This is a genomic window from Pseudomonas sp. TE24901 (assembly GCF_054058375.1).
In genome coordinates this window covers 150,744-177,125 of record NZ_JBSSAF010000003.1, presented here as the reverse complement: position 1 = coordinate 177,125, position 26,382 = coordinate 150,744, and the positions used below count along the sequence as shown (strand labels likewise).

Sequence of the window (26,382 nt, the reverse complement as noted above, 5' to 3'; positions counted from 1 at the left end):
ACGTTGCCGTCGTCGATGGCGCGCACTATACGGAGCGGATTTTGAGCTGTAAACCCCTGCCATGAAAAAAGCCTGGAATTTTTCGCCAATGGTCATGCAAGGTGCGCCGCGGGGGCTGGAAAGGGCTTTTAAACGCTTGTTGATGCCTGAAATTTCCCGTTTCAATACGCGTATGCCAAACTAACCCGCATATAGACAAGGTGAAAACTCTCTAATGGCCGATTGGCAGTCCCTCGATCCCGAGGCCGCTCGTGAAGCGGAAAAATATGAAAACCCTATTCCTAGCCGCGAACTGATCCTGGCGCATCTCGCCGATCGGGGTTCGCCTGCTAGCCGCGAGCAACTGGTTGAAGAATTCGGTCTGACCACCGAAGACCAACTCGAAGCGCTGCGCCGCCGCCTGCGCGCCATGGAGCGCGACGCACAACTGATCTACACCCGCCGTGGCACCTACGCGCCCGTGGACAAGCTCGACCTGATCCTGGGCCGCATCGCCGGTCACCGTGATGGCTTTGGCTTCCTGATCCCGGACGACGGCAGCGATGACCTGTTCATGAGCCCGGCGCAAATGCGCCTGGTGTTCGACGGTGACCGTGCTTTGGCGCGCGTTTCCGGCCTCGACCGTCGCGGTCGTCGTGAAGGCGTGATCGTCGAAGTGGTGTCCCGTGGTCACGAGACCATCGTGGGGCGTTACTTCGAAGAAGGCGGTATCGGCTTTGTCGTGCCGGATAACCCCAAGGTGCAGCAGGAAGTGCTGATCACCCCGGGTCGCAACGCCAATGCCAAGATCGGCCAGTTCGTCGAGGTGAAGATCACCCACTGGCCAACCCCGCGCTTCCAGCCGCAGGGTGACGTGATCGAAGTGGTCGGCAACTACATGGCGCCGGGCATGGAAATCGATGTGGCGCTGCGCACCTACGATATCCCGCACGTCTGGCCTGAAGCTGTCGTCAAAGAAGCACGCAAGCTCAAGCCCGAAGTGGAAGAGAAGGACAAAGAGAAGCGCATCGACCTGCGCCATCTGCCGTTTGTCACCATCGACGGTGAAGACGCCCGCGACTTCGACGATGCCGTTTACTGCGAAGCCAAGCCAGGCAAGCTGCGCCTGTTCTCCGGTGGCTGGAAGTTGTACGTGGCGATTGCCGACGTCTCCAGCTACGTGAAGATCGGTTCGGCCCTGGACGCCGAGGCCCAGGTGCGTGGCAACTCGGTGTACTTCCCCGAGCGCGTGATTCCGATGCTGCCGGAGGAATTGTCCAACGGCCTGTGCTCCCTGAACCCGAAAGTCGACCGTTTGGCCATGGTGTGCGAGATGACTATCTCGAAAACCGGCGAAATGACCGACTACCAGTTCTACGAAGCGGTGATCCACTCCCAGGCACGCCTGACCTACAACAAGGTCAGCACCATCCTGGAAACACCGAAGACCAGCGAAGCCAAGGCCTTGCGTGGCGAATACGCCGGCGTGGTACCGCACCTCAAGCAGCTCTATGCGCTCTACAAGGTACTGCTGGGCGCCCGTCATACCCGTGGCGCGATCGATTTTGAAACCCAGGAAACCCGGATTGTCTTCGGTTCCGAGCGCAAGATCGCCGCGATCACCCCGACGACGCGCAACGACGCGCACAAGCTGATCGAGGAATGCATGCTGGCGGCCAACGTGGCCACCGCTGAGTTCCTGAAAAAGCACGAAATTCCTGCGTTGTACCGCGTGCACGACGGCCCGCCGCCGGAGCGCCTGGAAAAACTGCGTGCGTTCCTTGGCGAGCTCGGCCTGTCCCTGCACAAAGGCAAGGACGGCCCGACGCCGAAGGATTACCAGGCTCTGCTGGCCAGCATCAAGGATCGTCCGGATTACCACGTGATCCAGACCGTGATGCTGCGATCCCTGAGCCAGGCGGTGTACAGCGCGGATAATCAGGGCCACTTCGGCCTGAATTACGAGGCGTACACCCACTTCACCTCGCCGATCCGTCGTTATCCGGACCTGCTTACGCACCGCGCCATCCGCAGCGTGATCCATTCCAAGCAGAACACCCCGCACGTCAAGCGTGCTGGCGCCATGACCATTCCGAAGGCGCGGATCTATCCGTACGACGAAGCGGCCCTGGAGCAGTTGGGCGAGCAGTGCTCGATGAGCGAGCGCCGTGCCGACGAAGCCACCCGCGACGTGGTGAACTGGCTCAAGTGCGAGTTCATGAAAGACCGCGTGGGCGAATCGTTCCCGGGCGTGATCACGGCCGTGACCGGCTTTGGTCTGTTCGTCGAATTGACCGATATCTATGTCGAAGGCCTGGTGCATGTCACTGCCTTGCCGGGTGACTACTACCATTTCGACCCTGTGCATCACCGCTTGGCGGGCGAGCGCACCGGTCGCAGCTTCCGTTTGGGCGATACGGTGGAAGTACAGGTCATGCGCGTCGACCTCGACGAGCGCAAGATCGACTTCGGCATGTCCGACAAACCGGCCGAATCGCCTGGCAACCGTAAAAACCGCGGCAGCAAAACCGCGACGCCGGCCGCTAAGGGCAAAGACGCTCCTGCGAAAGCAGCTGCCACCGAGCCTGCGCCAGCCAAGCCGGCTCGCCGCTCTTCTGCCAAGGACAAGGCCCCTGAAGCCTACCGCCCAAGCGACGCGGCGGCGAAAAACGCCGAAGTGCGCAAGAGCCGTGAGTTGAAGCAGCAGTTGCTCAACGAAGCCAAAAGCGGTGGTAAAGCGGCGTCTGGGGGAAAGTCCCACGGGTCGGAAAAACCGTCGGGCAAACCGAGCAAACACCGTAAAGGCCCGCCAAAAGCGGGTTCGGCCCCTGCCAAGAGCGGCGGGTCGCGCAAACCTAAGGCCAAGTCATGAGTCTGGAAAAAATCTACGGCGTGCACGCCGTAGAAGCACTGCTGCGTCACCACCCTAAGCGCGTCAAGCAGGTGTGGTTGGCAGAAGGTCGCAGCGAACCGCGCGTACAGGCGCTGGTCGAGCTGGCTACCCAAAACAAGGTTGCCATCGGCCAGGCCGAGCGTCGCGAGATGGATGCGTGGGTCGAAGGCGTCCACCAGGGCGTGGTGGCGGACGTCAGCCCGAGCCAGGTCTGGGGTGAGGCCATGCTCGACGAACTGCTCGACCGTACCGAAGGTGCGCCGCTGTTGCTGGTGCTGGACGGCGTGACCGACCCGCACAACCTCGGTGCCTGCTTGCGTTCGGCGGATGCTGCCGGTGCGCTGGCGGTGATCGTGCCAAAAGACAAGTCCGCCACCCTGACGCCCGTGGTGCGTAAGGTGGCCTGCGGCGCGGCGGAAGTGATTCCGTTGGTCGCCGTGACCAACCTCGCGCGCACCCTGGAGAAACTCCAGCAGCGCGGCCTGTGGGTCGTGGGCACGGCGGGGGAGGCTGAGGTCAGCATTTATGACCAGGACCTCACTGGCCCGACCATCCTGATCATGGGAGCCGAAGGCAAAGGCATGCGCCGCCTGACCCGTGAGCATTGCGACTACCTGGTGCACCTGCCGATGGCTGGCAGCGTCAGCAGCCTCAACGTGTCGGTCGCCACCGGCGTGTGCCTGTTCGAAGCCCAGCGCCAGCGCGGCGCCAAGGCCAAGACCAAGAAGTAATCCCCTCCCTGTAGGCGCCGGCTTGTGTGGGAGCTGGCTTGCCTGCGATAGCATCACCTCGGTAATGCTGAAAGACCGAGGTGCCTGCATCGCGGGCAAGCCCGGCTTCCACAAAGGCCGGCTCCTGCAATGGGGTTTGTGACGATTGGTAGATTGTTCAAATAATCACCAATCACCTTGCGCCCTTTCTCCCCCTTCTCTACAATTGCGCCCCTTGCCTTCCTGGCAGGTACCTATGTGCCTCCCTGCGGCAAGATCCATAAGTGTCATTCACTCCTTGTCTGACCGTTTTTGAGCGGCAGGCTACAACCCGTAAGGAGCATTCATGCGTCATTACGAAATCATCTTTTTGGTCCACCCGGATCAAAGCGAGCAAGTCGGCGGCATGGTTGAGCGTTACACCAAGCTGATCGAAGAAGACGGCGGCAAAATCCACCGTCTGGAAGATTGGGGCCGTCGTCAACTGGCCTACGCAATCAACAATGTTCACAAGGCTCACTACGTGATGCTGAACGTTGAGTGCACTGGCAAGGCCCTGGCCGAGCTGGAAGACAACTTCCGCTACAACGATGCAGTGATCCGTAACCTGGTCATCCGTCGCGAAGAAGCCGTTACCGGCCAATCCGAGATGCTCAAGGCTGAAGAAAACCGCAGTGAGCGCCGTGAGCGTCGCGACCGTCCTGAGCACTCCGACGCCGAAGGCGTTGATGGTGATGACAGCGACAACAGCGATAACGCTGACGAGTAATCCACGGACCTTTTAAGGAGCCTATCAAATGGCACGTTTCTTCCGTCGTCGTAAATTCTGCCGCTTCACCGCTGAAGACGTGAAAGAGATCGATTACAAAGATCTCAACACTCTGAAAGCCTACGTATCCGAGACCGGCAAAATCGTTCCAAGCCGCATCACCGGTACCAAAGCTCGTTATCAGCGTCAGCTGGCCACCGCTATCAAGCGCGCCCGCTTCCTGGCCCTGCTGGCCTACACCGACAGCCACGGCCGCTGAGACCGGGCAGTCGACAAGTAGTAAGGGATTGAATGCATGCGCGCCTTAGCTGAGTTCATCATGCGCGGTCGCGTGCAGGCCACTCTGGTAGTGGCTGGATGTGCGGCATTGCCGTTGCTTTATTGGTTGGGTGCTGCCGCAGGTTGCCTTGTGCTGCTGCGGCGCGGTTTGAAGGACGCCCTTGGCGTTCTTGCCCTGGGATTGTTGCCGGCCTTGATCTGGTGGCTGCAATTCGGTGATCCACGGGTACTTCTGGTACTGCTGGGGTCATCGAGCCTTGCGTTGGTTTTACGCGCAAGTGAGTCCTGGGTCCGCACGCTGCTGGTCAGCGTGGCATTGGGTTTGGTGTATTCAGTGATGCTTGGCGCGGCTTTCCGCCCGCAAATCGAGGCGCTGGCACAAGAGATCGTCAAGATCCTGCCGCTGGCCCTCGGGGATCTCTACCAGCAGTTGACGGTAGATGAGCGAGCGCGGTTTGCGTCACTGATTGCCCCGGTCCTGACCGGCCTGATTGCGGCATTGTTGCAGGTCGTCAGCGTGCTGAGCCTGATTCTTGGGCGTTATTGGCAGGCGTTGTTGTATAACCCGGGTGGTTTTGGTCGCGAGTTTCGCAGTATCAGAATTCCCGCGGGGCCGGCGATGTTGCTGCTGGCGTGCATGGTTGTCGGGCCGAACTTCGGTCCACAGATGGCCTTGCTGGCGCCGATTTGCAGCGTACCGCTGGTGTTTGCCGGGCTGGCCTTGATTCATGGGCTGGTTGCGCGAAAGCGCCTGGCCAAGTTCTGGCTGGTGGGGTTGTACGTCACGCTGTTGCTGTTCATGCAGCTGATCTATCCGTTACTCGTGGTCTTGGCCATTGTCGACGGCCTGATTGATTTTCGCGGTCGTCTGGCGCCGAAAGACGCCGATAACGCGAACGGTGAAGGTTAAAAGTTAGAGGATTTTCACATGCAACTGATCCTTCTGGAAAAAGTCGCCAACCTGGGCAACCTGGGCGACAAAGTGAACGTTAAGGCCGGCTACGGTCGTAACTACCTGCTGCCATACGGCAAAGCCACCGCTGCAACCGCTGCCAACCTGGCTGCGTTTGAAGAGCGTCGTGCTGAGCTGGAAAAAGCAGCAGCAGACAAAAAAGCGTCGGCCGAAACTCGCGCTGCCCAACTGGCTGAGCTGGAAGTGACTATCACTGCCACCGCTGGTGACGAAGGCAAGCTGTTCGGTTCGATCGGCACCCACGACATCGCTGATGCACTGACCGCCTCCGGCGTTGAAGTGCAGAAGAGCGAAGTTCGTCTGCCGAACGGCACCATCCGCAACGTAGGCGAATTCGACGTAGCCGTGCACCTGCACGCCGAAGTTGAAGCCACCGTACGCGTTGTCGTGGTAGCAGCTTAAGCCGCACCTAACTGACTGGCACCTCGCGTGCCAGGCGGTTAACATCGGGCACGATCCTGTTTACAGGTCGTGCCTTTTGTTTTTCTACACACCCCAAATTCCAAGTGGCCATGAACGATATTTCAGCTCCTGAGCAATACGATCTGCAAACCGCTGCCCTGAAGGTGCCGCCGCATTCCATCGAGGCCGAACAGGCCGTGCTCGGTGGCTTGATGCTGGACAACAACGCCTGGGAACGCGTGCTGGATCAAGTTTCGGACGGTGACTTCTATCGCCATGACCACCGCCTGATCTTCCGCGCCATCGCCAAGCTGGCCGACCAGAACTCGCCCATCGACGTGGTGACCCTGGCCGAACAGCTGGACAAGGAAGGCCAGACCTCCCAGGTCGGCGGCCTGGGCTACCTCGGCGAGCTGGCGAAAAACACGCCGTCCGTCGCCAACATCAAGGCCTATGCCCAGATCGTGCGCCAGCGCGCCACGCTGCGCCAGTTGATCGGCATCAGCACCGAGATCGCCGACAGTGCCTTCAACCCCGAAGGCCGAACCGCCGAAGAGATCCTCGACGAAGCCGAGCGCCAGATCTTCCAGATCGCCGAAGCCCGCCCGAAAACCGGCGGTCCGGTGGGCGTCAACGAGCTGTTGACCAAGGCCATCGACCGTATCGACACGCTGTTCAACACCGATGCGGCCATCACCGGTATTTCCACCGGCTACACCGACCTCGACGAGAAGACCAGCGGCCTGCAGCCCGCCGACTTGATCATCGTCGCCGGCCGTCCGTCCATGGGTAAGACCACCTTTGCGATGAACCTGGTGGAAAACGCCGTGTTGCGCAGCGACAAGGCCGTGCTGGTGTACTCCCTGGAGATGCCAGGTGAATCGCTGATCATGCGGATGCTGTCGTCCCTGGGCCGTATCGACCAGACCAAGGTGCGTTCCGGCCAACTCGAAGACGACGACTGGCCGCGCCTGACGTCGGCGGTCAACCTGCTCAACGACCGCAAGCTGTTCATCGATGACACCGCGGGCATCAGCCCCTCCGAGATGCGCGCGCGTACCCGCCGCCTGGTGCGTGAGCACGGCGACATCGCCCTGATCATGATCGACTACCTGCAGTTGATGCAGATCCCGGGTTCCAGCGGTGACAACCGTACCAACGAGATTTCCGAGATTTCCCGGTCCCTCAAGGCCCTGGCCAAGGAATTCAACTGCCCGGTAGTGGCGTTGTCCCAGCTCAACCGTTCCCTGGAACAACGTCCCAACAAGCGCCCGGTGAACTCCGACTTGCGGGAATCGGGTGCGATCGAGCAGGACGCCGACGTGATCATGTTTGTGTACCGCGACGAGGTGTATCACCCCGAGACCGAACACAAAGGCATTGCCGAGATCATCATCGGCAAGCAGCGGAACGGCCCGATCGGCTTTATCCGCCTGGCGTTCATCGGCAAGTACACCCGCTTCGAGAACCTCGCGCCGGGCAGTTACAACTTCGACGACGACGAGTAGTGCTCCTGCGCCTGTAAGGGCCTCATCGCGGGCAAGCCCGCTCCCACACTTGGACTGCAACTACCTTCAAATGTGGGAGCGGGCTTGCCCGCGATGGCTTCTCCACAATTCCGACTGCTGCCGTCGGAATTGGTCAAAATTTGTGCTATATTCCGCGCCCGCGATTTTTCATCTCAACACCGGTCACCGTCATGCAAACAGCCAAGCCGTTATTTGACTATCCCAAGTACTGGGCCGAATGTTTCGGTCCAGCGCCATTCCTGCCCATGAGCAGGGAGGAGATGGATCAGCTTGGCTGGGATTCCTGCGACATCATCATCGTCACTGGTGATGCCTACGTTGACCACCCTTCGTTCGGCATGGCGATCATCGGCCGGCTGCTGGAGTCCCAGGGCTTCCGCGTCGGGATCATTGCCCAGCCGAACTGGCAGTCCAAAGACGACTTCATGAAGCTCGGCGAGCCGAACCTGTTCTTCGGCGTCGCGGCCGGCAACATGGACTCGATGATCAACCGCTACACCGCCGACAAGAAAATCCGTTCCGACGACGCCTACACCCCTGGCGGCATGGCTGGCAAACGCCCGGACCGCGCCAGCCTGGTGTACAGCCAGCGTTGCAAGGAAGCCTACAAGAACGTACCGATCGTACTTGGTGGCATCGAAGCCTCCCTGCGCCGCATCGCCCACTACGACTACTGGCAGGACCGCGTGCGCAACTCGATCCTGATCGACGCCACCGCCGACATCCTGCTGTACGGCAACGCCGAGCGTGCGATTGTCGAAGTTGCCCAGCGCCTGTCGTGGGGTCACAAGATTGAAGACATCACCGACGTGCGCGGCACCGCGTTCATCCGCCGTGACACGCCGGTGGGCTGGTACGAAGTGGACTCCACCCGTATTGACCGTCCGGGCAAGATCGACAAGATCATCAACCCGTACGTGAATACCCAGGACACCCAGGCCTGCGCCATCGAGCAGGAAAAGGGGCCGCAGGACGATCCGGAAGAAGCCAAGGTCGTGCAGATTTTGGCCAGCCCGAAGATGACCCGCGACAAGACCGTGATTCGCCTGCCGTCGGTCGAGAAAGTGCGCAACGACGCGGTGCTCTATGCCCACGCCAACCGCGTGCTGCACCTGGAAACCAACCCGGGTAACGCCCGCGCCCTGGTGCAGAAGCACGGTGAAGTGGATGTGTGGTTCAACCCGCCGCCCATTCCGATGACCACCGAAGAAATGGACTACGTGTTCGGCATGCCCTACGCCCGGGTTCCGCACCCGGCGTATGGCAAGGAGAAGATCCCGGCCTACGACATGATCCGTTTCTCGGTGAACATCATGCGTGGCTGTTTCGGCGGCTGCACCTTCTGCTCCATTACCGAGCACGAAGGCCGCATCATCCAGAACCGTTCCGAAGAGTCGATCATTCGCGAGATCGAAGAGATCCGCGACAAGGTCCCGGGCTTTACCGGTGTGATCTCCGACCTCGGCGGCCCGACCGCAAACATGTACCGCATCGCCTGCAAGAGCCCGGAAATCGAATCCGCGTGCCGCAAGCCGTCGTGCGTGTTCCCGGGCATCTGCCCGAACCTGAACACCGACCACTCGTCGTTGATCCAGTTGTACCGCAGCGCCCGTGCGTTGCCGGGTGTGAAGAAGATTCTGATCGCCTCCGGCCTGCGCTACGACCTCGCCGTGGAGTCGCCGGAGTACGTCAAAGAGCTGGTTACCCACCACGTCGGTGGCTACCTGAAGATCGCCCCGGAACATACCGAGGAAGGTCCGCTCAACCAGATGATGAAGCCGGGCATTGGCAGCTATGACAAGTTCAAGCGCATGTTCGAGAAGTACACCAAGGAAGCGGGCAAGGAGCAGTACCTGATCCCGTACTTCATCGCGGCCCACCCGGGCACCACCGATGAAGACATGATGAACCTGGCGCTGTGGCTCAAGGGCAACGGCTTCCGTGCTGACCAGGTGCAGGCGTTCTACCCGTCGCCGATGGCCACCGCCACTGCGATGTACCACTCGGGTAAGAACCCGCTGCGCAAGGTCACGTACAAGAGCGACGCGGTGACCATCGTCAAGAGCGAGGAGCAGCGCCGCCTGCACAAGGCGTTCCTGCGCTACCACGACCCGAAAGGCTGGCCGATGCTACGCGAAGCGCTGACCCGCATGGGCCGCGCCGACTTGATCGGGCCGGGCAAGGACCAGTTGATTCCACTGCACCAGCCGAACACCGACAGCTACCAGAGCGCCCGTCGCAAGAACTCGACGCCGGCTGGCAGCCACAAGGTCGCCAAGGAAACCACCACCAGGATCCTCACCCAGCACACCGGCTTGCCGCCGCGTGGCAGTGATGGCAGCAACCCGTGGGACAAGCGCGAACAAGCCAAGGCCGCGGCCCAGGCCCGCAACAAGCAGGCCGCCAAGGAGCGCAGCGATGCCGCCAAGGGCAAGGGCGGCAAGCCTGCACGCAAGCCGGTCGTGCCGCGTTGATCGCAGCCTGAATGAGCAAAACGCCAGCCTCGTGCTGGCGTTTTGCTTTCTATTCGCTGGCGAGCCTGTTTGTTAAGGTGGCGCCCATTGAATCGCCATCGCAGGCAAGCCAGCTCCCACAGTTGATCGGATTCACACGGTTAAATTGTGGGAGCCGGGCTTGCCCGCGATGAGGCCAGTATGGCCAACATCATCCTCAAGGAAGAACACTTATGGGCAACCCTCTGGCCTCCATCGGCATGGACTCCAACCGCTCCCAATTCATGGCGCGCCAGCGCATTGAAAGCCAGATCAACCTGCCGCGCCTGTTTGCGGCCATCGACGCCGATCCCGCCATCGTCGGCGCGGGTGTCGTGTACATCGACGCCGATTTCAACGTGGTTACCCTGCGCGAATTCCAACCCATCTGCAGCATCGCGCCCAAGCGGTTGATCCTGCGTGAGGCGCAGAAGTACATCGCACCGACGCAATTCGCCCAGCAGGTGCAAGACAACCCACGCGAATCGCGATTAGTGGGCGAAGCGGTCAATACCACCTTGTCGTGTGCCGGAGCGGTGATCGGATGGATTGTGGTGCTCAGTGGTTCCGTCGCGGTTCCGTTTTCGGCGGGGGCCAGTTCGGTAGTCGTGGCACTCGGCTACACTGCCGCCGCAGCCAGCTCAGTGCAGTGTTTTGCCAGTGGCTATCGCACTGTCAATGAAATCCGCAACCCGGCCAAGAATGATCAGCTCGACAGCGAAGAGTGGTACCAATACACCATGATTGCGCTGGATGCCGCCTCGTTGGTCGGGGTGGGTGCATCGTCGCTGACGACGCTCAAACTGGTCCGGCTGAACAAGGCGACCACCGGGAAAAGTGTGAGAGAGGTGCTGCGTGGCTTGAACCGCCAGGAGCGTGCCAAACTCACGAAGGAGTTATTGAGCATCAACGATCCACGCCTGACGTCGAAGATGATCAAGTTGAAGCAACTGTCGGGCGAGCTGCCAAAACGGTTCACACCCACCGAGGTCAAGCACGCGACTGTGACGCAAATCAAGGATGCCTTGGGCGCTGCCATCGGGTTCACCGGCAGCGCGGTATCAGGGAACGTGCGCACGATTGCCGTGGGGTTGTATGAGGAAGCTGATCAATGAGTGAATTTCCCAGTATTCGCAGCTTTCTATCGACCTATTTTCCGGTCTTCATGGGGGCGATATTTGCCTCCATTTTTACCTTGGTGTTTGCGGTGCCGCAGTTTTTCGACAGTTATTTACCCAGCCTTTCCATGGAGGAGAACGCCAAGTATTCCTTCCTGGGAGGCATAGCACTCACCTTGGTGATTGTGCATTGCAACTTCATGATTGCCCGTGGACGTCCGCAGTGGGTATGGCCGCTGGTGGGGCTACTGGGGCTCTGCTTTCTGGGTGTATTGCCAACCTTCAGTGATCAACCGCACCGGCTCATGTATGGCTTGGGCTTGCTGTTCCCGTTACTCGGGCTGCTACTGCTCAACAGCCAGCGCCATCGCGAAATGCGTCAGAAGCTGCGCGAAGTGCGTCACCTGCGTGAAGCCGTGATTGCCCGCCAAAAATCCCTGTGATTGGGTAGATTCCCCACTCCTCCTTCACACCCGCGCCACAAATATGTGCGTCACTTGCACCATGGCACCGCCCTCGGCGCCGTTTTGGTGCTGTACTGCACCGGGTCTCACGATAAAGCGCAATGACGGCCGCTCTGGCATAAGTCTTGCGCGCTTTGTTCCCATGCCCTGGCTCGCAGGAGGCCGCCGTGTCGATTCATGTCGCGTTGCACCACGTTACGCATTACCGCTATGACCGCGCTGTCGAACTCGGCCCACAGATCGTGCGGTTGCGCCCGGCCGCCCATAGCCGCACGCGGATTCTGTCCTACGCGCTGAAAGTGCTGCCCGAGCAGCATTTCATCAATTGGCAGCAAGACCCCCAAGGCAACTACCTGGCGCGCCTGGTGTTCCCGGAAAAGACCGACGAACTGCGTATCGAAGTCGACCTGGTCGCCGAGATGGCGGTGTTCAACCCGTTCGACTTTTTCCTGGAGCCCTACGCCGAAAAAATCCCCTTCAGCTACGCCGCCGATGAGCAGCGCGAGCTAGCGCCGTACCTGGAAACCCTGCCGTTGACGCCGAAGTTCGCCGCCTACCTGGCGGGTATCGACCGCACGCCCTTGCCTGCGGTGGATTTCCTGGTGGGCCTCAATCAGCGCCTGGCCGCCGACATTGGCTACCTGATCCGCATGGAGCCGGGCGTGCAAACCCCGGAATTCACCCTGGAGAACGCCTCCGGTTCCTGCCGTGATTCGGCGTGGTTGCTGGTGCAGATCCTGCGCAACCTGGGGCTGGCGGCGCGGTTTGTCTCGGGTTACTTGATCCAGCTCACCGCCGACGTCAAAGCCCTCGACGGTCCTTCCGGCACGGAAGTGGACTTCACCGACCTGCACGCCTGGTGTGAGGTATATTTGCCCGGTGCCGGCTGGATCGGCCTGGATGCCACCTCGGGCCTGTTCGCCGGTGAAGGGCATATCCCGTTGGCCTGTAGTCCTGATCCCTCGTCTGCCGCGCCGATCAGTGGGTTGGTGGAGCCCTGCGAGTGCGAATTCACCCACGAGATGTCGGTTGAGCGAATTTGGGAGGCGCCGCGCGTCACCAAGCCTTACACCGAAGAACAATGGCTGGCGATCCAGGCCCTTGGCCGGCAGATTGACGGCGACCTGCTCAAGGACGATGTGCGCCTGACCATGGGCGGCGAGCCGACCTTCGTGTCCATTGATGACCCCGACGGCGCCGAGTGGAACACCGCCGCCCTTGGGCCAGACAAGCGACGCTTGTCTGCCGAGCTGTTCCAGCGCATGCGCAAGCATTACGCACCCAAGGGCCTGGTGCACTTCGGCCAGGGCAAGTGGTACCCCGGCGAGCAATTGCCGCGCTGGTCGCTCAACTGCTACTGGCGCCGCGACGGTGTGCCGATCTGGCACAACAGCGCGCTGATTGCCGATGAACAAGAGGACTACGGCGCCGATGGCGAGATGGCCGGGCGTTTCTTGGCCAGCGTCGCCGAGCGCCTGAAGCTGCCGGCGCGCTTTGTGTTCCCGGCCTATGAGGACAACTTCTACTACCTGTGGCGCGAAGGTGCGTTGCCGCAAAACGTCACCGCCCAGGACCCACGCCTGAGCGACGATCTGGAGCGCGAACGCCTGCGCAAAGTGTTCAGCCAGGGCCTGGATAAAGTCATCGGCCAAGTGCTGCCGCTGGCGCGCACGGCGGCCAATGACCGTTGGCAGAGTGGGCGCTGGTACCTGCGGGACAATCACTGCCGCCTGGTGCCAGGTGACTCGCCGCTGGGCTATCGCCTGCCGTTGGCGTCGCAGCCGTGGGTGACGGCGGCTGAATACCCGTTCGTGCATCCCACCGACCCCAATCAGGATCTGCCAGAGCTGCCGACCACGGCCCAGTTGCAAACCCACGACGAACCCGCGCCGAGTGATGAGCGCGTGCCGAAGGTGGACCAGTCCGCTGACTGGCTGACCCGCACCGCGCTATGCGCCGAAGCCCGGGCAGGGCGCTTGTACCTGTTCATGCCGCCCCTGGAGCGCGTCGAGGATTACCTTGAGCTGGTGGCCGCCATCGAGGCCACGGCCGAAGAACTGCATTGCCCGGTGCTGCTGGAGGGCTACGAGCCGCCGGCCGATACACGCCTGAGCAACTTCCGTGTGACCCCGGACCCGGGTGTGATCGAAGTGAATGTGCAGCCGTCCGCGACGTGGGACGAGTTGGTGGAGCGCACCGAATTTCTCTACGAAGAGGCGCGGCAAACCCGCCTCACCACGGAAAAATTCATGATCGACGGGCGCCACACCGGCACCGGTGGCGGCAACCACTTCGTGCTGGGCGGCGCCACGCCCAAGGATTCACCGTTCTTGCGTCGGCCTGATCTGCTGCGCAGCTTGATCAGTTATTGGCATAACCATCCCTCTTTGTCGTACCTGTTTTCCGGCCTGTTTATCGGCCCGACGTCCCAGGCACCTCGGGTGGATGAGGCCCGTAACGATGCGCTGTATGAGCTGGAGATCGCCTTCGCGCAAATGCCGGCCCCGGGTGAGGACTGCCCGCCGTGGTTGGTGGACCGCCTGCTGCGCAACCTGCTGATCGACGTGACGGGCAATACCCACCGCGCCGAATTCTGCATCGACAAACTCTACTCGCCGGATGGCGCCACCGGTCGCCTGGGCCTGCTGGAGCTGCGCGCCTTTGAAATGCCGCCCCATGCGCGCATGAGCCTGACCCAACAGTTGCTCTTGCGTGCGCTGGTCGCGCGCTTCTGGCGCGAACCCTATGCGCCACCGAAGCTGGCGCGCTGGGGCACAGAGCTGCATGACCGTTTCCTGCTGCCCCATTTTATCGAGCAAGACTTTGCCGACGTGATCGTCGAACTCAACGCCGCCGGTTACCCACTGCGTGCCGAATGGTTTGCGGCGCACCTGGAGTTCCGCTTTCCCAAGGTCGGCGACTATGCCGTCAGTGGGATCGAACTGGAGCTGCGCCAGGCCCTGGAGCCTTGGCATGTGCTGGGCGAGGAGGGCGCGGTGGGTGGCACGGTGCGCTACGTGGATTCATCCCTGGAGCGCCTGCAAGTCAAGCTCACCGGGCTGGCGCCGCAACGCTACCTGCTGACCTGCAACGGCGTCCCGGTGCCGCTGCACGCCACCGGGCGGGTGGGTGAGTTCGTCGCGGGCGTGCGCTATCGCGCCTGGCAACCGGCCAACTGCCTGCAACCGACTATCCCTGTGCATGCGCCGTTGGTGTTCGATGTGCTCGACACCTGGATGCAACGCTCGCTGGGGGGCTGCCAGTATCACGTGGCCCATCCGGGGGGGCGCAATTACGACAGCCTGCCGGTGAATGCCAACGAAGCGGAGAGCCGACGCATGGCGAGGTTTTTCCGCTTGGGGCACACCCCCGGGAAGCAACCGGTGCCCGCCGTGGTGATCAACGATGAGTTGCCGATGACCCTCGATCTACGGCGTTTTCACCCATAGCGGTATTGCCCGGCTTTTGTAGTGAGCGGGCTTGCCCCGCGCGAGGCAAGCTCGCTCACTACAAAAGCCGGGGCCGCACAGGGATTTGCAGTGTTTGTTGAGTTAATCTGAGCCCCCTTGCCTCTGCCGAGCGTTCCATGTCTGACTTGCTCGACCGTTACCCGCTGACCGCGGGCACTTATCATGAACTGCTGGATGACAGTGGCCAGGTGCGCGCCCATTGGCAGCGCCTGCTCGACCACCTGCAACGCAGCACACCCGCGCAACTGGCCCAGCGCCAGGCGCTGCTGACCCGGCAGATCCAGGAAAACGGCGTGACCTACAACGTCTACGCCGACCCCAAGGGCGCCGATCGCCCATGGGAGCTGGACTTGTTGCCCCATGTGCTGGCCGCCGATGAATGGCAGCAGCTGTCGGCCGGCATCGCCCAGCGTGCACGCCTGCTCAATGCGGTGCTGGCCGACCTGTATGGCCCGCAACGCCTGATCAAGGAAGGTTTGCTGCCCGCTGAGCTGGTGTTCGGGCACAACAATTTCCTGTGGCCGTGCCAGGGCATCCAGCCCCCCGACGGCGCGTTCCTGCATCTGTACGCGGTGGACCTGGCACGCACGCCCGACGGTCGCTGGTGGGTCACGGCCGACCGCACCCAGGCGCCGTCGGGTGCCGGTTATGCGCTGGAAAACCGCACCATCGTGTCCCGTGCGTTCCCGGACCTCTACCGCGATTTGCAGGTGCAGCACCTCACCGGGTTCTTCCGCACGCTGCAGGAAACCCTGGCCCGCCAGGCGCCCGGTGATGACCAGCCGCCGTTGATCGTGCTGCTCACGCCTGGGCGATTCAACGAAAGCTATTTCGAGCACCTCTACCTCGCCCGGCAGCTCGGCTACCCGTTGGTGGAAGGCGGCGATCTCACCGTGCGCGACAGCACCGTGTTCCTCAAGACCCTCAGCGGCCTGCGCCGGGTGCACGCGATCATGCGGCGCCTGGACGACGATTTCTGCGATCCGCTGGAACTGCGTACCGACTCGGCCCTGGGCGTGCCCGGCCTGCTCGACGCGGTGCGCCAGGGCAACGTGTTGGTGGCCAACGCCCTGGGCAGCGGCGTGCTGGAATCCCCCGGTCTGTTGGGCTTCTTGCCGAAGATCAACCACTATCTGTTTGGTGAAGAGCTGATCCTGCCGTCCATCGCCACCTGGTGGTGCGGCGAAGCGCCGGTGCTGGCTGAAGCGCTGGAAAAGCTGCCGGAGCTGTTGATCAAGCCGGCCTTTCCGTCGCAGAGCTTTGCCCCGGTGTTTGGTCGTGACTTGAACGACGAACAGCGTCAGGCCCTGGCCGATCGCATGCGGGCGCGGCCTTATGCCTATGTCGCCCAGGAACTGGCGCAGCTGTCCCAAGCGCCGGTGTGGCACACCGTGGATGACCACCTGCAACACCGTGCCATCGGCATGCGCGTGTACGCCGTGGCCAGCGACGAGGGTTACCGGGTGCTGCCCGGTGGCCTGACCCGCGTGGCCGCCGAGGCCGACGCCGAAGTGGTGTCGATGCAGCGCGGTGGCGCCAGCAAAGACACCTGGGTGCTCGGCGAACGGGCTGCCGGTGGCGAACACTGGCGTGCCCAGCGCGCCATCGGTGCCCATGACCTGGTGCGCCGCGACCCCTATCTGCCGTCGCGCGTGGTGGAAAACCTGTTCTGGTTCGGCCGCTACTGCGAGCGCTGCGATGACAGCGCTCGTTGGCTGCGTATCGTGCTGGCGCGCTATGTCGATGGCGACGATCCACTGGCTTTGCAGGCGGCGATCGAGCTGGGTGAAACCCTGCGCCTGCTGCCGGACGAGGGCGAGTTGCCCGAGCGTCTGCAAGCGGCCTTGCTCGGCGATGATTGGCCATCGAGCCTGCGCGCCAACCTGCAGCGTTTGCAGTGGGCGGCGTCCCAGGTGCGCGGCAAGCTGTCCCGGGAGAACTGGCAGGCGTTGGTGGAACTGCAACGCGAAGCCCTGGAGCTGGAAAGCGAAACCCCGGACTTTGGCGAGTTACTGGACTTCCTCAACCGCCTGGTGATGTCCCTGGCGGCGCTGTCCGGGTTTGCCCTGGACGACATGACCCGCGACGAAGGCTGGCGCTTCTTGATGATGGGCCGGCGCATCGAGCGCCTGCAATTTTTGAGCAGCAGCCTGGCGGCGTTCCTGCGTGGCGTGGCGGTGTTCGACCAGGCGGGGCTGGAGTGGTTGCTGGAACTGGGCAACAGCAGCATCACTTACCGCTCGCGCTACCTGGCGGTGCCGCAGTTGATCCCGGTGCTCGACCTGTTGCTGCTGGACGAGCAGAACCCCCATGCGGTGTTGTTCCAGCTCAAGTTGGTCAGCCGTACGTTGCGGCGGCTCAATGATGATTTTGGCGTGCCCCGGGAAACCGGCCTGGGCCCGTTGGTGGAGCGCTTGGCGCGTTTCGACCTGGGCTGCCTGGAGAACCCGTTGTTTGGCGAGTCCAGCGTGCGTGCCGCACTGGACGGCCTGGCCGACCTGCTGCAAGCGGTGGCCGATGAGAGTGGGCAAGTGTCGGATCGTTTGGCGTTGCGCCATTTTGCCCATGTGGATGATGTCAGCCAGCAAACGGTGTCGGTGTAATGAGTGCGCGCTACCAGATTTTCCACGATACCCACTACCACTACGACAGCCCGGTGTCCCTGGCCCAGCAGTTGGCGCACCTCTGGCCACGGCCCTGCGCCTGGCAGCGTTGCAGCTCGCAACAGCTGGACATCAGCCCGCAGCCGTCGTCGCGCCGTGATGAGCTGGATGTGTTTGGCAACCCGATCACCCGTCTGGCGTTCGAACGGCCCCATGATGAGTTGCTGGTCAACGCCGGCTTGACCGTGGAAGTGCTGGCGCGGCCGGCGCTGGACTTTCAATTGTCGCCGGCCTGGGAACAGACCCGCGACAGCCTCACCTACGGCAGTCAGCCCATGTCCGAAGCGTTGATCGAGGCCTGCCGCTTTCGCTTCGAATCGCCCTACGTGCACTTGAAAAAGAACTTCGTCGAGTTCTCCGAGAGCTGCTTCCCGGCCGGCCGCCCGCTGTTACTGGGTGTGCAGGCGCTGATGGAAAAGATCTTCGGCGAATTCACCTTTGATGCCGAAGCCACTCAGGTCGCCACGCCGCTGGTGGAAGTGCTGGAGCGCCGGCGTGGTGTGTGCCAGGACTTTGCCCACCTGATGCTCGCGTGCCTGCGTTCACGGGGCCTGGCGGCGCGTTATATCAGTGGTTACCTGCTCACCCAGCCACCGCCCGGCCAGCCACGGCTGATCGGCGCCGATGCGTCCCACGCGTGGGTCTCGGTGTATTGCCCGGTGTCAGGCTGGGTGGATTTTGATCCGACGAACAACGTTCAGCCGGCGCTGGAACACATCACCCTGGCCTGGGGCCGGGACTTCTCGGATGTGTCGCCGTTGCGCGGGGTGATCCTGGGGGGAGGGAACCATGACCCGGAAGTGCGGGTGACGGTGATGCCACTTTTGTAGTGAGCGGGCTCGCCCCGCGCGGCGCTCTGCCTGACACACTACGGTGCTTGAAACACCGTCGGCGCGGGGCAAGCCCGCTCACTACAGGTCTGTTGTGATCAGTTAGTGATCGTTGTGATCAGTTTTGTCGAGCCTGCAGCAATCGGTTATTCGGCAGGATCTTTTGGTGTTTCGGTCTCGTCGTTCGTTTCTTCACCATCAACTTCGGCGGTCAGACCATTGGCCTCTTCTTCTGCAGCGGCTTTCTTGCGTTGCAGTTTTTCCTCTTTCTTCTGCTCCTTGGCCAAGTCTCTCTGACGTTTGGCGAAGGAGTAATTAGGTTTGGCCATGGGCGATCCTCTAGGGTCGAAGGTGAGGGTGGCGGCGCGCAGCTGCCTTGGGCTGCCATGGTAGCAGCTTAGCAGCGCGCTTGGCCTTCACTTACCGCAGGCGTAGGCGGCCAGCAGGCCGTTGAACAGTTGGTTGAGGTGCATGGCTCGGGCTCCAATGGGTGATGGCCCGATCATAGGCAGGTCGTCGCACTTTGGCTGGTAGATTGTGTTGATCAGTCTGATAGCCTAAAGTTGTATACAATCTGTTGATGCAGATCATAAGAATTCCTGCCTGCTTCAGGCACCCTTGTCGCAATACGCGTTTTTTAAACCCTGCCTTGGAGATTCACATGTTTGCCAAACTCGTTGCTGTTTCCCTGCTGACTCTGGCGAGCGGCCAGTTGCTTGCTGCAGAGTGCGCGGTCACCGTCGACTCCACCGACCAGATGTCGTTCAACACCAAAGAAATCACCATCGACAAGAGCTGCAAGACCTTCACCGTGAACCTGGAGCACTCGGGCAGCTTGCCGAAAAACGTCATGGGCCATAACTGGGTACTGACCACGGCCGCCGACATGCAGCCGGTGGCCAGCGACGGCATGGCCGCAGGCATCGACAAGAACTACCTGAAAGAAGGCGACGCACGCATCATCGCCCACACCAAGATCATCGGTGCTGGCGAGAAAGATTCGGTGAGCTTTGATGTGTCCAAGCTGAAGGCGGGCACTGACTATGCGTTCTTCTGCTCGTTCCCGGGCCACATCTCGATGATGAAAGGCACGGTGGTGGTTAAGTAAGACCGCGTCATCGTTCTTCGCGAGCAAGCCAGCTCCCACATTCGCCCGCATTCTCATGCTGGAACTCGGTCAACTGTGGGAGCTGGCTTGCCTGCGATGGCGATCAAATAATCAATACAAAACTACCTGTCTCAGCTCACGGCGCAAACGGCATGACCCGCTTGTGCTCCGTCTTGCGGTAGGTATCGCAGATAATCTTGAACGCTTCCTCACGCACGGGCTCACCGTGCAGGAACGCATCGATCTCGGCGTAGGTCACGCCATGTGACGCTTCGTCCGGCTTGCCCGGCGACAGGTCTTCCAAATCCGCCGTCGGCACTTTCTCGACCAGTGATTCCGGCGCGCCAAAATGCCGTGCAATGGCTCGCACCTGATTCTTCACCAACCCGCTCAACGGCGCCAAGTCGCAGGCACCGTCGCCAAACTTGGTGAAAAAGCCCATCACCGCTTCCGCCGCATGGTCAGTACCAATCACCAGGCCACCAGCCGCGCCGGCGATGGTGTACTGCGCCACCATGCGCATGCGCGCCTTGGTGTTGCCCAGCACGAAATCACGGGACACCGCCGCCTTGCCTTCAAACGCCGCCACTTCATTGGCCAGCGCCTTCACCGCCGGGCCGATGTTCACGGTATGGCGTTCGTCGGGCTCGATAAAGTCCACTGAGGCGGTGGCATCGATTTCATCGAACTGAGTTTCGTAAGGCAGGCGCACCGCGATAAAGCGGTAGGCCGCATCGCCAGTGTTTTCGCGCAGCTCTTTCATCGCGCGCTGGGCCAACAGGCCTGCGGTCAGGGAGTCCACACCGCCGCTGATGCCCAGCACCAGGGTCTTGAGCCCGGAATTGCGCAAGCAATCCTGGATGAAGGTGATGCGACGGGAAACTTCGGCCTCAAGGGCGGCCTGGTCTTTGAACGGTGCTTGAACCTTGAGCTGCTGCGCAATCTCACGCTGTACGGCTTGCATGATTCACTCCTTGCTGGAAAGGGCAGGTACTTTGAAAACGTGCCGCAAATAGGCGACAAAATTTGGATCGGTGCAGTGGGTCTTGCCCGCTTCATCGGAGATCTTCGCCACGGGCTGACCATTGCAGGCGGTCATTTTAAGCACGATGCTCATCGGTTCCACGCCCGGGATGTCGCAGGTCAGGTTGGTGCCGATGCCGAAGCTCACATTGATGCGACCGCGCAGCGCCCGGAATATTTCCAGGGCCTTGGGCAGCGACAGGCTGTCGGAGAACACCAGGGTCTTGCTCATCGGCTCGATGCCGAGCTTGTGGTAATGGGCGATGGCTTTTTCGGCCCATTGCACCGGGTCGCCGGAGTCGTGGCGCAGGCCGTCGAACAGCTTGGCGAAGTACAGATCGAAATCGCCCAGGAAGGCATCGGTGGTGATGCAATCGGTCAACGCGATGCCCAGCAGGCCACGGTATTCACGCACCCAGCAATCGAGGGCGGCGATCTGGCTGTCGATCAGACGCGGCCCCAGTTGCTGGTGGGCCATGATCCATTCGTGGGCCATGGTGCCGAGCGGTTTCATGTTTAGCTCGCGGGCCAGGTGCACGTTGCTGGTGCCGACGAAGCGTCCGGGGAAGTCATGCTTGAGCACATTGACCACTTCTTCCTGCACGCGGTACGAGAAGCGGCGGCGGGTGCCGAAGTCGGCCACTTGCAACTCGGACAGCTCTTCGCTGCTGGCGTTGGCGGTGAGCCAGTCGAACTTGCGATACAGCTGCTCGCGGGCCTGTTCGAGGATTACGGTCTGGTAGCGGTAGCGGTTGCGCACTTCGCTGACGATGGCCAGCATCGGCACTTCAAACAGGATCACATGCAGCCATGGCCCGCGCAGGCGAATGAATAATTCGCCGTTCTCGATGCCGGTCTGCACGTAGCGCAGGTTGAAGCGGAACAGCCCCAGAAAACGCAAAAAATCCGGCTTCATGAAGCTGATGCGCTCCAGGAAACCCAACTGGTCGGGGCTCAGGCTCAGCTCGGCGAGGCGCTCGATCTGGTAGCGGATCTCCGCCAGGTACGGGCGCAGGTCTTCACTGTTACGGCAACGAAACTCCCATTCAACTTCCACGTTCGGGTAGTTGTGCAGCACCGCCTGCATCATGGTCAGCTTGTAGAAGTCGGTGTCGAGCAGGTTCTGCACGATGCGATCGGCAAACACACTCTCGCTCATAACGGGAATCTCCAGACGGGTCGGCGATGGGCGCCGGCCTTTACGCACAATTAAGGAATGGCGCTAGTGGCGCATAGGCGAGGGGTGGTTTGCCAGTGATTTTTTCAGTGCAGTCACTGGCCTCATCGCAGGCAAGCCAGCTCCCACAGATGAAATGCATTCCAAATGTGGGAGCGGGCTTGCCTGCGATGGCGGTATTCCAGGCACTAAATCACCTGCTCCATCATCCACTTCACAAACTCCCTCACCTTGGGCACCTCAGCCGAATGCTCCGGGTAGGCCAGGTAATACGCATCCTGGCTCGGCATTGCATGCTGCCAGGGAATCACCAGCTTGCCGTCCGCCAGCTCCTCCTCCACCAGAAACCGCGGCAACAACGCCACGCCACAACCCACTTGCGCCGCACGAATGCACATATAAAAGGTGTCGAAACGCGGCCCGTGGTAGCTGTGCTCGGTCTGGTAACCCTGGCTGGCGAACCAGTCGTGCCAGCCTTGCGGCCGCGAGGCATTTTGCAGCAGGACCAGGTCGCTCAATTGCGTGGGGTCAGTAAAAGGCCGCGCCGGCAGGCTTTCCGGTGCACACACCGGCACCAGCTCTTCGCTGAACAGCTTCAGGCTCTCGGTGCCAGGTCGTGAGCCCTGGCCGAAGTAGAAGGCCATGTCGGCCTTGCCTTGCAGCAGCTCATCGGGCTCCTGCTCGTTGCACAGGTCCAGGTGGATCTGCGGGTGACGCAGCCGCCAGCCCTTGAGGCGCGGCACCAGCCAGCGCGCACCAAAGGTGTAGGGCGTGGACACCCGCAGCACTTCGGTCTCGCCGCCATAAGAGCGCAGGTAGTGGGTGGACATTTCCACCTGCGTCAGAATCTTGCGCACTTCCACCAGGTACAGGTCACCCGCCGGGGTCATCTGCAAGCGCCGGCGCACGCGGCGGAACAGCAGGTGTTGCAAGAGTTCTTCAAGCTGCGCCACTTGCTTGCTCACCGCGCTCTGGGTGAGGTTCAGTTCCTCGGCGGCGCGGGTGAAGCTCAAGTGGCGGGTGGCGGCTTCGAAGCACTGCAGGGCGGTGATCGAGGGCAAATGTCTTTTGTTCAGCACGGCGTGCCTCTTTTTAGGCTTTGCATGAATAAACGGAATGATATCTCGCCTAATCGTCGTTTGTTGGCAAGTCTTGGGCCAGCTACAAATAAGGTCTGGATCGCCGTGTGTGCCGCGGCGCGAATTTTCTGTTTGAGATTGAAGGAGTGACCCATGGTTGCCGCATTGCTTGATCGTCTCGGGGTGAACCCGGCGCTGTACCAGGCGGGCAAACAGCCCGTGCATTCGCCGATTGATGGCAGCCGCATCGGCAGCGTGCAGTGGGAAGGTGCCGCCGAGGTGGAGCAACAGGTCAGTCGCGCCGAGCATGCATTCGAGGCCTGGCGCAAAGTGCCGGCACCGCGTCGCGGCGAGCTGGTGCGTCAGTTCGGTGATGTGTTGCGCGAGTACAAGGCTGACCTGGGCGAGTTGGTGTCCTGGGAAGCCGGCAAGATCACCCAGGAAGGCCTGGGTGAAGTGCAGGAAATGATCGACATCTGCGACTTCGCCGTCGGCCTGTCGCGCCAGTTGTACGGCTTGACCATCGCCTCCGAGCGCCCGGGCCACCACATGCGTGAAACCTGGCACCCGCTGGGCGTGGTCGGCGTGATCAGTGCGTTCAACTTCCCGGTGGCCGTGTGGGCGTGGAACACCACCCTGGCGCTGGTCTGCGGCAACGCGGTGATCTGGAAACCCTCGGAAAAGACCCCGCTCACCGCTCTGGCCTGCCAGGCGTTGTTCGAGCGCGTGCTGAAGAATTTCAACGATGCCCCGCAGTACCTCAGCCAAGTGATCATCGGCGGCCGCGACGCCGGCGCCGCGCTGGTGGATGACCCGCGCGTGGCCCTGATCAGCGCCACCGGCAGCACCCGCATGGGTCGCGAAGTGGCCCCCAAAGTCGCCGCGCGCTTTGCCCGCAGCATCCTGGAGCTGGGCGGCAACAACGCCATGATCCTCGGCCCAAGCGCCGACCTGGACATGGCCGTGCGTGCCATCCTGTTCAGCGCCGTCGGCACCGCTGGCCAGCGCTGCACCACCCTGCGCCGCCTGATCGCCCATGAGTCGGTGAAAGAAGAAATCGTCACCCGCCTCAAGGCTGCCTATTCCAAAGTGCGCATCGGCCACCCACTGGAAGGCAACCTGATCGGCCCGCTGATCGACAAGCACGGCTTCGACAACATGCAGGACGCCCTGGAACAAGCCTTGAGCGAAGGCGGCAAGGTGTTCGGCGGCAAGCGCCAGCTGGAAGACAAATTCCCCAACGCCTACTACGTGTCGCCGGCCATCGTGGAAATGCCCGAGCAGAGCGACGTGGTGTGCACCGAGACGTTCGCGCCGATCCTCTATGTGATCGGCTACAAGGATTTCCCTGAAGCCCTGCGCCTGAACAACGCCGTGCCCCAAGGCTTGTCGTCGTGCATCTTCACCACCGATGTGCGCGAGGCCGAGCAGTTCATGTCGGCCGTGGGCAGCGACTGCGGCATCGCCAACGTCAACATCGGCCCGAGCGGCGCGGAAATCGGCGGCGCGTTTGGGGGCGAGAAAGAAACCGGTGGCGGGCGTGAGTCGGGTTCGGATGCGTGGCGCGGGTACATGCGTCGCCAGACCAACACCGTGAACTACTCGCTGGAGTTGCCGCTGGCACAGGGCATCACTTTCGACTGATCCACTGTCGAAACGCGGTTAAAAATGTGGGAGCTGGCTTGCCTGCGATAGCGGTGTATCAGTCGCCGCCGCCATCGCAGGCAAGCCAGCTCCCACAGTTGATTGGGTTTGCAATTCAGAATAATGGTTGTTTGTTAGGTCTCATTGGAGTCTGGCAATGGCATTGCGCGAAACGTGTTTGTGGGAACAACTCACCCCTGGCCGGCCGGATCGCGCCGCGCTCAAGGGCGAGGTCAAGGTGGATGTGTGCGTGATCGGCGCCGGCATCACCGGTTTGTCGGCGGCCATTCACTTGCTGGAACAGGGCAAAAGCGTTGCCGTGCTGGAGGCCCATCGCACCGGTCACGGCGGTTCGGGGCGCAACGTCGGGCTGGTCAACGCCGGCCTGTGGATCCCGCCAGACGACATCGAAGCCGGTTTCGGCGAAGCGGTGGGCAGCCAGCTCAACCGCATGCTCGGCGCGGCACCGTCCCTGGTGTTCAGCCTCATCGACAAATACACCATTGATTGCCAACTGCGCCGTGAAGGCACCTTGCACATGGCGCACAACGCCCGGGGCGAGGCGGACCTGCGCAGCCGTGAAGAACAATGGAAGCGCCGGGGCGCGCCGGTGGAATTGCTCACCGGCCAGGCCTGCGAGCAGGCCACGGGTACCAAAAAGATCGCCGCTGCCTTGCTCGACCGACGGGCCGGCACCCTGAACCCGATGGCTTACACCACCGGTCTGGCGAATGCGGCCGTCGGCCTGGGCGGGCAGTTGTTCGACCATTCCCCGGTCACCCAGCTTGAGCGCCAGGGCGCGCACTGGTCGGTGCAGACCGCCCAGGGTTCGGTACAGGCGGCGCAGGTGGTGATCGCCTCGAATGCCTACACCGAAGGCGAATGGACCGAACTGCGGCGCAATTTTTTCCCCGGCTATTACTACCAGGTGGCGTCAGCCCCGCTCACGGACGACGCGGCCCAGCAGATCCTGCCGGGTGGCCAGGGGTCGTGGGACACGCGTCAGGTGTTGAGCAGCATCCGCCGCGATGCCGACGGGCGCCTGTTGCTCGGCAGCCTGGGCAACGGCAATCAGAAACCAGCGTGGTTCCTCAAGGCGTGGGCCGATCGGGTGCAGCAGCATTACTTCCCGTATCTCAAATCGGTGCAGTGGGAGTGCACCTGGACCGGCTGCATCGCCTTCACGCCGGACCACCTGATGCGCCTGTTCGAGCCAGCGCCGGGCCTGGTGGCAGTAACGGGCTATAACGGGCGTGGCGTGACCACCGGCAGCGTGGTCGGCAAGGCGTTTGCCGATTACCTGTGTCACCAGAATCCCCAGGCCTTGCCGATTCCCTTCGCGCCGATGCGTCCCCTGGCCGGGGTGGGCCTGCGCAGTTGCCTGTATGAAGCCGGATTCTCGCTGTATCACGCCGGGCAATGCCTGCGGATCGTGATCTGATCAGCGAAATACCGCTCAGAAGCCTGCATTTTCTTAGCGGGCTACTAATCTGTATTGGTGCAAGTCGTAGCAATCACGCACTGTAAATGTGCAGTTCCGTTACGCACATTGTTACAGGTGCAGGAACTGTCGTTTATACGCCTGGTTGCAGGTGCGACCCGTCAGGGTTGTACTTTTTGGATCCATTGGTTGCACCTCTTGATGCTAGACGGTTGCACGTCCTGGCAAAAGGAGTCGAAACGCCTGTAATAACAATGACACCGTGTCTTTTTGATTAATAAAAACGTAATGGCACGCGCCTTGCTCTGGGCTTTCTCGTGAAAGTTTGCAGTGAACTCG

The 26,382-nt window shown here is 61.6% G+C and carries 20 protein-coding genes; 16 read left to right on the top strand and 4 right to left on the bottom strand.

What is annotated here, in order from left to right; all coding sequences use genetic code 11:
* Nucleotides 1-214 precede the first annotated feature (214 nt).
* The 13 genes from rnr (at nucleotide 215) to ACVWVP_RS06950 (ending at nucleotide 18,571) form a co-directional block, all read left to right on the top strand.
* On the top strand, nucleotides 215-2,851 hold the full coding sequence (gene rnr / locus ACVWVP_RS07010; RefSeq protein ID WP_178918683.1) for a ribonuclease R: 2,637 nt from the start codon (nucleotides 215-217) through the stop codon (nucleotides 2,849-2,851).
* Nucleotides 2,848-3,603 carry a 23S rRNA (guanosine(2251)-2'-O)-methyltransferase RlmB gene (rlmB, locus tag ACVWVP_RS07005; protein WP_178918684.1) on the top strand — a complete coding sequence of 252 codons (756 nt, stop codon included), beginning with the start codon at nucleotides 2,848-2,850 and terminating at the stop codon, nucleotides 3,601-3,603. Before rnr ends, rlmB begins: the two co-directional genes overlap by 4 nt.
* Nucleotides 3,604-3,928: 325 nt before the next feature.
* Nucleotides 3,929-4,351 carry a 30S ribosomal protein S6 gene (gene rpsF / locus ACVWVP_RS07000; RefSeq protein ID WP_008035342.1) on the top strand — a complete coding sequence of 141 codons (423 nt, stop codon included), beginning with the start codon at nucleotides 3,929-3,931 and terminating at the stop codon, nucleotides 4,349-4,351.
* Nucleotides 4,352-4,379: 28 nt separating this feature from the next.
* Entirely contained in the window at nucleotides 4,380-4,610 is a 231-nt protein-coding gene (rpsR, locus tag ACVWVP_RS06995) for a 30S ribosomal protein S18 (protein ID WP_002551829.1), read from the top strand.
* Nucleotides 4,611-4,646: 36 nt separating this feature from the next.
* Nucleotides 4,647-5,540 carry a YybS family protein gene (locus tag ACVWVP_RS06990; protein WP_178918685.1) on the top strand — a complete coding sequence of 298 codons (894 nt, stop codon included), beginning with the start codon at nucleotides 4,647-4,649 and terminating at the stop codon, nucleotides 5,538-5,540.
* Nucleotides 5,541-5,558: 18 nt separating this feature from the next.
* A complete protein-coding gene (gene rplI / locus ACVWVP_RS06985) occupies nucleotides 5,559-6,005 on the top strand; it encodes a 50S ribosomal protein L9 (RefSeq protein WP_003171376.1) in 447 nt (148 codons plus the stop codon).
* Between the two features lie 110 nt (nucleotides 6,006-6,115).
* The gene (gene dnaB / locus ACVWVP_RS06980; protein WP_016972593.1) at nucleotides 6,116-7,513 is read left to right on the top strand and encodes a replicative DNA helicase; all 1,398 of its coding nucleotides are present in this window, start codon (nucleotides 6,116-6,118) and stop codon (nucleotides 7,511-7,513) included.
* 191 nt (nucleotides 7,514-7,704) lie between these two features.
* Nucleotides 7,705-10,008, top strand: coding sequence for a YgiQ family radical SAM protein (locus tag ACVWVP_RS06975; RefSeq protein WP_178918686.1), 2,304 nt, complete (start codon nucleotides 7,705-7,707; stop codon nucleotides 10,006-10,008).
* Nucleotides 10,009-10,220: 212 nt separating this feature from the next.
* Nucleotides 10,221-11,141: an NAD synthetase gene (locus ACVWVP_RS06970; protein ID WP_176997121.1), complete on the top strand. Its 921-nt coding sequence runs from the start codon at nucleotides 10,221-10,223 to the stop codon at nucleotides 11,139-11,141.
* A complete protein-coding gene (locus ACVWVP_RS06965; protein ID WP_457404940.1) occupies nucleotides 11,138-11,587 on the top strand; it encodes a hypothetical protein in 450 nt (149 codons plus the stop codon). The genes ACVWVP_RS06970 and ACVWVP_RS06965 overlap by 4 nt, the downstream gene beginning before the upstream one ends.
* Nucleotides 11,588-11,775: 188 nt before the next feature.
* A complete protein-coding gene (locus ACVWVP_RS06960; RefSeq protein WP_259172649.1) occupies nucleotides 11,776-15,057 on the top strand; it encodes a transglutaminase family protein in 3,282 nt (1,093 codons plus the stop codon).
* 137 nt (nucleotides 15,058-15,194) lie between these two features.
* Nucleotides 15,195-17,681 carry a circularly permuted type 2 ATP-grasp protein gene (locus tag ACVWVP_RS06955; protein WP_457404937.1) on the top strand — a complete coding sequence of 829 codons (2,487 nt, stop codon included), beginning with the start codon at nucleotides 15,195-15,197 and terminating at the stop codon, nucleotides 17,679-17,681.
* Nucleotides 17,681-18,571: a transglutaminase family protein gene (locus ACVWVP_RS06950; RefSeq protein WP_178918691.1), complete on the top strand. Its 891-nt coding sequence runs from the start codon at nucleotides 17,681-17,683 to the stop codon at nucleotides 18,569-18,571. The genes ACVWVP_RS06955 and ACVWVP_RS06950 overlap by 1 nt, the downstream gene beginning before the upstream one ends.
* Before the next feature lie 146 nt (nucleotides 18,572-18,717).
* Here the strand turns inward: ACVWVP_RS06950 and ACVWVP_RS06945 are convergent, their stop codons facing one another.
* Complete coding sequence (locus ACVWVP_RS06945) at nucleotides 18,718-18,900, bottom strand: hypothetical protein (RefSeq protein WP_178918692.1); 183 nt, start codon at nucleotides 18,898-18,900, stop codon at nucleotides 18,718-18,720.
* A gap of 332 nt (nucleotides 18,901-19,232) precedes the next feature.
* Between ACVWVP_RS06945 and azu the strand changes: the two genes are divergently transcribed.
* Nucleotides 19,233-19,679, top strand: coding sequence for an azurin (azu, locus tag ACVWVP_RS06940; protein ID WP_178918693.1), 447 nt, complete (start codon nucleotides 19,233-19,235; stop codon nucleotides 19,677-19,679).
* A gap of 136 nt (nucleotides 19,680-19,815) precedes the next feature.
* On the opposite strand, the gene nadE is transcribed toward azu, so the two are convergent.
* The 3 genes from nadE to ACVWVP_RS06925 all read right to left on the bottom strand — a co-directional run bounded on the left by nadE (nucleotide 19,816) and on the right by ACVWVP_RS06925 (nucleotide 22,958).
* Nucleotides 19,816-20,643 carry an ammonia-dependent NAD(+) synthetase gene (gene nadE, locus ACVWVP_RS06935; protein WP_259172647.1) on the bottom strand — a complete coding sequence of 276 codons (828 nt, stop codon included), beginning with the start codon at nucleotides 20,641-20,643 and terminating at the stop codon, nucleotides 19,816-19,818.
* A gap of 3 nt (nucleotides 20,644-20,646) precedes the next feature.
* The gene (pncB, locus tag ACVWVP_RS06930; protein ID WP_176997113.1) at nucleotides 20,647-21,861 is read right to left on the bottom strand and encodes a nicotinate phosphoribosyltransferase; all 1,215 of its coding nucleotides are present in this window, start codon (nucleotides 21,859-21,861) and stop codon (nucleotides 20,647-20,649) included.
* 206 nt (nucleotides 21,862-22,067) lie between these two features.
* The gene (locus tag ACVWVP_RS06925; RefSeq protein ID WP_185705121.1) at nucleotides 22,068-22,958 is read right to left on the bottom strand and encodes a LysR family transcriptional regulator; all 891 of its coding nucleotides are present in this window, start codon (nucleotides 22,956-22,958) and stop codon (nucleotides 22,068-22,070) included.
* A gap of 153 nt (nucleotides 22,959-23,111) precedes the next feature.
* On the opposite strand from ACVWVP_RS06925, the gene amaB reads away from it, so the two are divergent.
* Both amaB and amaA read left to right on the top strand, forming a co-directional pair.
* Nucleotides 23,112-24,602, top strand: coding sequence for an L-piperidine-6-carboxylate dehydrogenase (gene amaB, locus ACVWVP_RS06920; RefSeq protein WP_178918696.1), 1,491 nt, complete (start codon nucleotides 23,112-23,114; stop codon nucleotides 24,600-24,602).
* Nucleotides 24,603-24,759: 157 nt separating this feature from the next.
* Nucleotides 24,760-26,043, top strand: coding sequence for an L-pipecolate oxidase (gene amaA, locus ACVWVP_RS06915; RefSeq protein ID WP_178918697.1), 1,284 nt, complete (start codon nucleotides 24,760-24,762; stop codon nucleotides 26,041-26,043).
* The last annotated feature ends 339 nt before the right edge of the window (nucleotides 26,044-26,382 follow it).